This is a genomic window from Pseudomonas sp. Leaf15 (assembly GCF_001421425.1).
In the GTDB taxonomy this organism is placed as follows: domain Bacteria; phylum Pseudomonadota; class Gammaproteobacteria; order Pseudomonadales; family Pseudomonadaceae; genus Aquipseudomonas; species Aquipseudomonas salomonii.
In genome coordinates this window covers 43,647-51,095 of the sequence record NZ_LMKI01000017.1, presented here as the reverse complement: position 1 = coordinate 51,095, position 7,449 = coordinate 43,647, and the positions used below count along the sequence as shown (strand labels likewise).

The 7,449-nt window shown below is 60.8% G+C and carries 8 protein-coding genes; 2 read left to right on the top strand and 6 right to left on the bottom strand.

All coding sequences use genetic code 11. From position 1 onward, the window contains the following. The 6 genes from ASE80_RS15050 to ASE80_RS15025 all read right to left on the bottom strand — a co-directional run. On the bottom strand, positions 1–459 hold a 459-nt coding region (locus ASE80_RS15050), incomplete at its 3' end, for a hypothetical protein (protein WP_056859623.1). Between the two features lie 133 nt (positions 460–592). Beyond that, the gene (locus tag ASE80_RS15045; RefSeq protein WP_056859622.1) at positions 593–2,002 is read right to left on the bottom strand and encodes an MFS transporter; all 1,410 of its coding nucleotides are present in this window, start codon (positions 2,000–2,002) and stop codon (positions 593–595) included. A 9-nt stretch (positions 2,003–2,011) separates the two neighbouring features. Further along, the gene (locus ASE80_RS15040) at positions 2,012–2,749 is read right to left on the bottom strand and encodes an NAD-dependent epimerase/dehydratase family protein (protein ID WP_056859621.1); all 738 of its coding nucleotides are present in this window, start codon (positions 2,747–2,749) and stop codon (positions 2,012–2,014) included. 15 nt (positions 2,750–2,764) lie between these two features. Next, complete coding sequence (locus ASE80_RS15035; protein ID WP_056859620.1) at positions 2,765–3,397, bottom strand: glutathione S-transferase family protein; 633 nt, start codon at positions 3,395–3,397, stop codon at positions 2,765–2,767. 189 nt (positions 3,398–3,586) lie between these two features. Then, positions 3,587–3,826: a DUF6124 family protein gene (locus ASE80_RS15030; RefSeq protein WP_056859619.1), complete on the bottom strand. Its 240-nt coding sequence runs from the start codon at positions 3,824–3,826 to the stop codon at positions 3,587–3,589. 302 nt (positions 3,827–4,128) lie between these two features. Further along, on the bottom strand, positions 4,129–5,160 hold the full coding sequence (locus ASE80_RS15025) for a LacI family DNA-binding transcriptional regulator (protein WP_162238850.1): 1,032 nt from the start codon (positions 5,158–5,160) through the stop codon (positions 4,129–4,131). A gap of 211 nt (positions 5,161–5,371) precedes the next feature. On the opposite strand from ASE80_RS15025, the gene ASE80_RS15020 reads away from it, so the two are divergent. Continuing rightward, complete coding sequence (locus ASE80_RS15020) at positions 5,372–5,905, top strand: gluconokinase (RefSeq protein ID WP_056859618.1); 534 nt, start codon at positions 5,372–5,374, stop codon at positions 5,903–5,905. A gap of 84 nt (positions 5,906–5,989) precedes the next feature. Next, positions 5,990–7,342 carry a GntP family permease gene (locus tag ASE80_RS15015; RefSeq protein ID WP_056859617.1) on the top strand — a complete coding sequence of 451 codons (1,353 nt, stop codon included), beginning with the start codon at positions 5,990–5,992 and terminating at the stop codon, positions 7,340–7,342. Positions 7,343–7,449 lie beyond the last annotated feature (107 nt).

The window sequence follows — 7,449 nt, the reverse complement described above, 5'->3', positions numbered from 1 at the left end:
CGCCGCTACCTGCTGCTCTTGCTGCTGCTTCACCCGCTCAGCCACTTGCTTGGCAATCGCGTCCTGTTTTTCCTGCGGCATCGCCTGCACTTGCGCCTCGGTCAAACCCTGCTCCTTGAGCAACTGCTCGCGGATGCGTTCGGCCGGGGATTTGTTCATGTAGTCGGTGAAATCAGCACGCGCAGTGCTGGTGCTCGAACCGGCTGCCGGTACATCCGTCGATGCCGTAGGGGCGGCGGTGGAGGCCTGCAACTGCACGCGGGTCTTGGCGAAGGCTTCGTCGATGCGGTCGTTGGTCTTGTCCAAATCCTTTTGCGCGGCCGGTACGGTCACGCTTTGCTGCGCCGCTTGCAGGGCGCCGCTGTATAGCGTGCTGGCGGCCGCATTGGCCGGGTCCATGTCGGGACGCTTGAGCTGTTGCACGGTCGATACGGCTTGGGCGTTGTTATTAACCAGCATGATCGGTCACCTGTGGAAATGTTCGGTGCCACAGCTGGAGCAAATAGCATGCCGAGTGCACCACCCCCGGTTTTGTTGGGGATGGCGCGATCGTCGCGGCAATTATTGTCCCGCAGGCGGCCAACTGTTGCCGTCAGTGCGCGATATTCTCCAGCGCTAAATTGCGTGTGCGTGGCCCGAACCAGCTAATGGTGATCATCACAATCAACATGCTGCTGGCAATAAACGCCAATACGCCCGGCGTGCCCAGGTGCTCCAGAATAAAACCGATCAACAAGCTGCTGAACACCGTGGACAAGCGGCTGAACGAATAGCAGAACCCCACCGCCCGTGCGCGGATGTTGGTCGGGAACAACTCGCTCTGGTACGAGTGATAACTGAAGCTCAGCCAGGCATTGCAGAAGGTGATCATTACGCCACAGATCACCAGCCCAACGGCCGTGGTTTGCAGGGCGAACAGGCTGCCGAAGATCATCGCACCCATGGCCGAGCCGACGATCTGCCATTTGTTTTCGAAGCGGTTGGCCACCTTCACAAACAGCAACGGCCCCAGCGGGTAGGCGAGGGTGATGATAAAGGCGTACATCAGGCTGTGGGTCACGCTCACGCCCTGGCCCGACAGCAACGCCGGCAACCAATTGCCGAAGCCGAAAAAGCCGATGGCCTGGAACACATGAAACACAATCAGCATCAACGCACGACGGCGGTACGGCGGTTGCCAGATATCGGCAAAACGGCCACTGCCTTGCACGCTGAGGGCCTGCGGCTCGGGTTCATCCAGCGGTTTGCCGTGATCCTTTTGGCAGCGCGCCTCCAGGTTGTCCATGATTTGCCCGGCTTCATCAAAGCGGCCTTTTTGCGCCAGCCAGCGCGGTGATTCCGGCAGTCGCTTGCGCAGTTGCCAGATAAACAGCGCAAACACTGCGCTGCTGAGCACCACCCAGCGCCAGCCGGAGACCCCGAACGGCGCCTGGGGCACCAGCCACCACGACATCAACGCCACCGCCGGCACCGATAGAAACTGGATAAAAAACGCGAAGGCAAACGCCGAACTGCGCATGCGCTTGGGCACCAGTTCCGACAGGTAGGCGTCGATGGTTACCAGCTCGATCCCCAGGCCAATGCCCACCAGAAAGCGCATGCAGATGATGCCCAGCGCCGAGGTTTGAATGCCCATCAACACCGTGGCGACGGTGTACCAGATGAGCGCAAAGGTGAAGATCGCCCGGCGCCCGAAACGGTCGGCGATGGGGCTGAGCAGGCTGGCGCCGAGGAACAGGCCCAGAAAGGTCGCCGAGGCGAACGCGGCCTGGTCCGAGAAGCCAAACACGCCTTCGCTGCCGGTGTGGAAAATCCCGTCGCTGATCAGGCCAGGGCTGATATAGGCGGTCTGGAACAGGTCATACAGCTCGAAAAAACCACCGATCGACAGCAGCGCCACCAGGCGCCAGACGGTGGCGACGGCCGGCAGGCGGTCAATGCGCGCGCTGATGTAGGCAGCGCGGATCGGGTCGATGCCGTCGGCGGTGGAGAGTGCGGGCATGGGCATAACTCAATAAGTAATCGGGATTTCAAATGCTTGGAATGCATCGTCGACCGGATGGTAACCCAACACCCGCGTGGTTTCGCCGAGGTCCAGGCGCTTGAAACGGTTATTGGAAATGCCATGGGCAATCAGGTGCTTCACGCCTTCTGCTTCCACCGAGCGTTGCAGCAATTGCACTGCGTCCCGTGGGCTGAGCCAGGCGCTGAGGTCGCGGGCGTTGTTCAGGTCGTGGGTTTCGGGGAATTCAAACGCGCCGATGCGCAGGGCAATGGTCGACAGCGGCGTCTTGGCCGCGTAGTAGCCGCACAGCGCCTCGCCGTAGCATTTGCTCACGCCGTACAGGTTGGCGGGCATCACCTGCATGCCCGGCGTGATCTGCCGGTCCACCGGGTAGCCTTCGATGGTTTGTGCGCTGCTGGCGAATACCAAACGCTTCACGCCGGCGGCCACGGCGGCTTCGAACAGGTAAGTCGTTGCGAGGATATTGTTCGGCAGCAACTCGTCGAACGAAGCGCTGGCGTGGGGGATGCCCGACAGGTGCACCACCACGTCGATGCCGTCGAGCAGCGCGGCCAGGCTGGCTTTGTCACTCAGGTCAGCGTGGACGAAACGGTGCTCGCCCAGGTCAAACGCCGGCGCGATGCGGTCAGTGAGGGTGAAGCGGTAGCGGTCTTTCGAGGCTTCGAAAAACGTCTTGCCAATTCTGCCGCAGGCGCCGGTAAGCAGTACGTTGAGTCCGTTCACGGTGAAGTCCTTGTTTTAGTTATGGCCGTCGAGGGCGAAGGTCTTGAAGCCCTGGCGTTGGCTCAGGCGTTGGTAATACGCCGCAATGGCAGGGTAGGGCGGGCGCTGCATGGGCGTGTTCTGCCAGCGGTGCACCGAAAGGCCTATAAGAATATCGGCGAGGGTGAATTCATCGCCGGCCACATAGGCGCAGGTTTTGGCCAGCTGTTGTTCCAGCAGGCCCATCTTGTCATTCCACACCTGCACGGCGGCGGCAATCTGCGCCGCGTCGAGGTTGTCGGGGTTATTGCGCACCAGCGCGGTGAAGACATCGCCCCAGGCGCGGTTGAGTTCCACGGCTTGCCAGTCCACCCATTGCTCGACCCGCGCCCGTGGCGCCGGTTCGGCGGGGAGCAGGTCGGTGCGTTGGTACAGGCCGACAAGGTAGCGGCAGATGGTGTTGGATTCCCACAACACGCCGTGGTCGTCGATCAGCACCGGCACCTGGGCGTTGGGGTTCAGGGCCAGGAATTCGGGGGACTGGGTGGGCTTGAAGCCGATGCCCCAGTCTTCGCGCACGTAGTCGATGCCCAGTTCCTGGCAGGTCCAGAGCACTTTGCGCACGTTGATGGAGGACGTGCGGCCGAGGATTTTCAGTGAGTGTCCCATGGTGCTTCCCTGACGATGGCGAGTGGTCAATCTAGCAGGGGCAGGACTTTACGGCGATATCTTAAGTGGGCACGGACAACATGTGGGAGCTGGCTTGCCTGCGATAGCGGTGTGTCGGGCAATGATGTGCCGACAGGTCTACCGCCATCGCAGGCAAGCCAGCTCCCACATTTTTAACCGAGTAAGGCTTTAGGTGCGTGGTGTTTGCTGGTCCATGGCTTTGCCGACCATCAAGACTGATAACTCGCTGAGTTGATGAATGGCGAGTGCCACGTCGCGGTGTTTGCCGGTGAGGTCGTTGGACAGGTCGAGCAGCAAGGTGCTGACGGAGCACACGGTTTCGTAGCTGTTGATCAGTAGGGATTCGAGGGGTGTGTCGGGTGTGAGGGTCAAGATCGTAGTTGCAGGTTTTTCAATTTCTTTGATCATTGCAGTGCTCCTGGTTTAGGAGGTCCAAAAGTGGGCTACTAAACCCGATCGCCGAGAAATTCAGCGACCGACCCACCTTAGTTTCCACCCACCCAAGCGCACAAGCCGGCGGATTCTGACGTAAGCGTAGGCAACCGGGCAAGGCGCTTACGGCAATGTCAGCCGCTTCCTACAGGCGTCCCACACCACTCCGATCGTTCCCACGCTCCCGCGTGGGAATGCAGCCCAGGACGCTCTGCGTCCAGAGCGTGACGCAGAGCGTCACAAGAGGCATTCCCACGCAGAGCGTGGGAACGAGCACGTTAAGTACTTTCGCGCACCTGCAACGCAAACCCCATATCCACCACCGGCTTGGCAATCTTGTTACCCGCCATGATGGTCAACAAATGCTCCGCCGAGCGCCGCCCGATCGCTTCCCGTGGCGTGCTGATGCTGCTCAAACGCGGCACCATAAAAGACGATGCCGGCAAATCGTTAAAGCCCAGCACCGCCACGCGCTCCGGCACGTTGATGCCGTGACGCATGGCCTCCAGCAGCGCGCCTTGGGCCAGGTCGTCGTTACCGAAGAAAATCGCGTCCACATCCGGATGCGCCGCCAGCAGCTGCAAAAACAATTCGCCACCCAACCCCACTGAGGAGGGACGCGGCGTCAGCAGTTCCAGCGCCGGGTCGTACAGACCCGCCTGCTGCAGGGCACGGCGGAACCCTTCACCGCGTAGCAACGTGCGCTGGTCCAACTGCGCGCCGATATACGCCAGGCGCTTGCGCCCACGGGAGAGCAAATGCGCTGCCGCTGTCTCGCCTGCGCTCAATTGCGAAAACCCCACGCAATTCACGCCCGCGTTCGGGTCCAGATCCATCATATACACACAGGGCACATTGCTGGCCTCGACCATCCGCCGTGCGCTTTCGGTGCGATCAAACCCGGTCAGCAGCAAACCGCGTGGCTGGTAGGCCATGTAGTTGCGCAGCAGGTTTTCTTCTTCATCACGCGAATAGTGCGAGTTGCCGATCAGTACTTCAAAGCCCTTGGGCCGCAGCACTGCGTGGATGGCTTCGAGGGTTTCGATAAACAACAGGTTGGACAGCGACGGCACGATCACCACCACCGAATGGCTTTGCGCCGAGGCCAGGGCGCGGGCGGCGGGGTTGACGACGTAGTTGAGTTCGGCGGCGGCCCGTTGCACTTTTTCCACCAGCTCGGTAGCAACCGTGCTGACGCCACGCAGTGCGCGGGAGGCGGTAATCGGGCTGACGCCCGCCAGGCGCGCCACTTCATTGAGGGTCGGGCGACCGGTGGTGCGTAATTTTTTATCGTTCTTGGAGGTCATCAGGCTGTTGCCAAACAAAAATCGAGGCACTAAGGTAGCGCTGTCTCCAAACAGCTGCAAATACTTGAACGTTGGGTTGCCTGATCCTGTTCAAACGGTTGGAGAGGATGCACGCGTCACTCCATAAAAATGACAAGTCGGCGCGGGAAAAGCCTGTTTTTGCACTAGCCTTACAGCGTGCAAAGGTAGCGCTATCTGCGTCCTGAGGTGTTTCATGAGTCAACCTGTTACCGCCCTGGTCATCATGGGTGTTTCCGGCTGTGGCAAGTCCAGTGTCAGCGAAGCCCTGTGCCGCCTGAACGGCGCCACCGCCATTGAAGGCGACAGCTTTCACCCTGCCGCCAACATCGAAAAGATGAGCGCCGGCCACCCCCTCAACGACGACGACCGCGCCGGCTGGCTCGACATCCTCTGCGATGAACTGCGCCGCTCGCTCAAAGCCGGCGAGCATCCGGTGCTCACCTGTTCAGCGCTTAAAAAGAAATACCGCGACCACCTGCGCGAAGCCGCGCCGGGCCTGGGCTTTGTGTTCCTGGAGCTGACCCGCGCCGTGGCCGCCGACCGCGTGTCCCATCGCCCCGGCCATTTCATGCCGGCAAGCCTCATAGACAGCCAGTTCGCCACCCTTGAATCGCCCGTGGGCGAGCCGCTGACCCTGGCGCTCAACGCCAGCGAAGACAGCGTCGAGGACTTGGCCGAGCAAACCAATGCCTGGTGGCTGCAACACGGCTTTGAACCTGCTCATTAATTTTTTGCCGGAAAAGGTAGCGCTACCCCCGGCGAAAGATTCAATACCGGCTTTAATAACAACAACAAACAGGAGAGACCCCCCATGTTTGGCATGTCCCACGAGTCCTACCTGCTGCTAGACGCAGTGGTCACAATCATCGGGTTGATCGTTCTGATCACCCAGTTCAAAGTGCACCCGTTCATTGCACTGATCATCGCGGCCGGCTTCCTCGGCCTGACCTCGGGCATGCCCGTGGACAAGATCATCAAGGCGTTCCAGGACGGTTTTGGCGGCGTGCTCGGTTTTGTCGGCATCATCCTCGCGCTGGGCACGATGCTCGGCAAAATGATGGCCGAATCCGGCGGTGCCGATCAGATCGCGCAAACGCTGATCCGCGCCTTCGGCAAAGACAAAGTCCAGTGGGCCATGATGTTCGCCGCGTTCCTGGTGGGCATCCCGCTGTTCTTCGAGATCGGCTTTGTACTGCTGATTCCGCTGGTGTTTATCGTCGCGCGCCGTACCGGCGTGTCGCTGATCAAGATCGGCATCCCGCTGCTCGCCGGCCTGTCGGCGGTACACGGCCTGGTGCCACCGCACCCTGGCCCGCTGCTGGCCATCGGCGTGTTTGGCGCGGACATCGGCAAGACCATCCTGTACGGCCTGATCGTCGCACTGCCGACCGCCATCATTGCCGGTCCGATTTTCGGCACGTTTATCGCCAAGTACATTCCGGGCAACCCGTCCCAGGAACTGGTCGACCAACTGGCCCGCGAGCCGGAATCCAAAAGCTTGCCGAGCTTCAGCATCACCCTGATCACCGTGCTGCTGCCGGTGTTCCTGATGCTGCTCAAAACCTTCGCCGACGTCGCGCTGCCGGACGGCCACGCCATCCGCAACTGGATGGACATGATCGGTCACCCGATCACTGCGCTGCTGCTGGCGTTGCTGCTGTCGCTGTACACCTTTGGCCATCGCCAGGGCATTCACTCCAAGCAAATCCTCAAGCTGCTCGACGCCAGCCTGGCGCCGACCGCCGCGATCATCCTGATCATCGGCGCCGGTGGTGGTTTCAAGCAGATGCTGGTGACCAGCGGCGTGGGCGACGTGATCGGCCATATGGCGGTGAACGCGCAGATCAACCCGATTCTGCTGGCGTGGCTGGTGGCGGCGGTGATTCGTGTGGCCACAGGCTCAGCGACGGTCGCGACCATTACCGGCGCAGGCATTGTGGTGCCGGTGGTGGGCATGATTCCAGGGGTTAACCGTGAGCTGCTGGTGTTGGCGACAGGGGCGGGTTCGTTGGTGTTGTCTCACGTCAACGATGCGGGGTTCTGGCTGGTGAAGCAGTACTTCAATATGACCGTGGTCGAGACGTTCAAGACCTGGACGGCGATGGAGACCATTCTGTCGGTGGTGGCGCTGATCTTTATCATGTTGCTGTCGTTGGTGGTGTAACACCACACAAGTTGATCGTTCCCACGCTCCGCGTGGGAATGCCTCTTGTGACGCTCTGCGTCATGCTTTGGGACGCAGAGCGTCCCGTGCTGCATTCCCACGCGGAG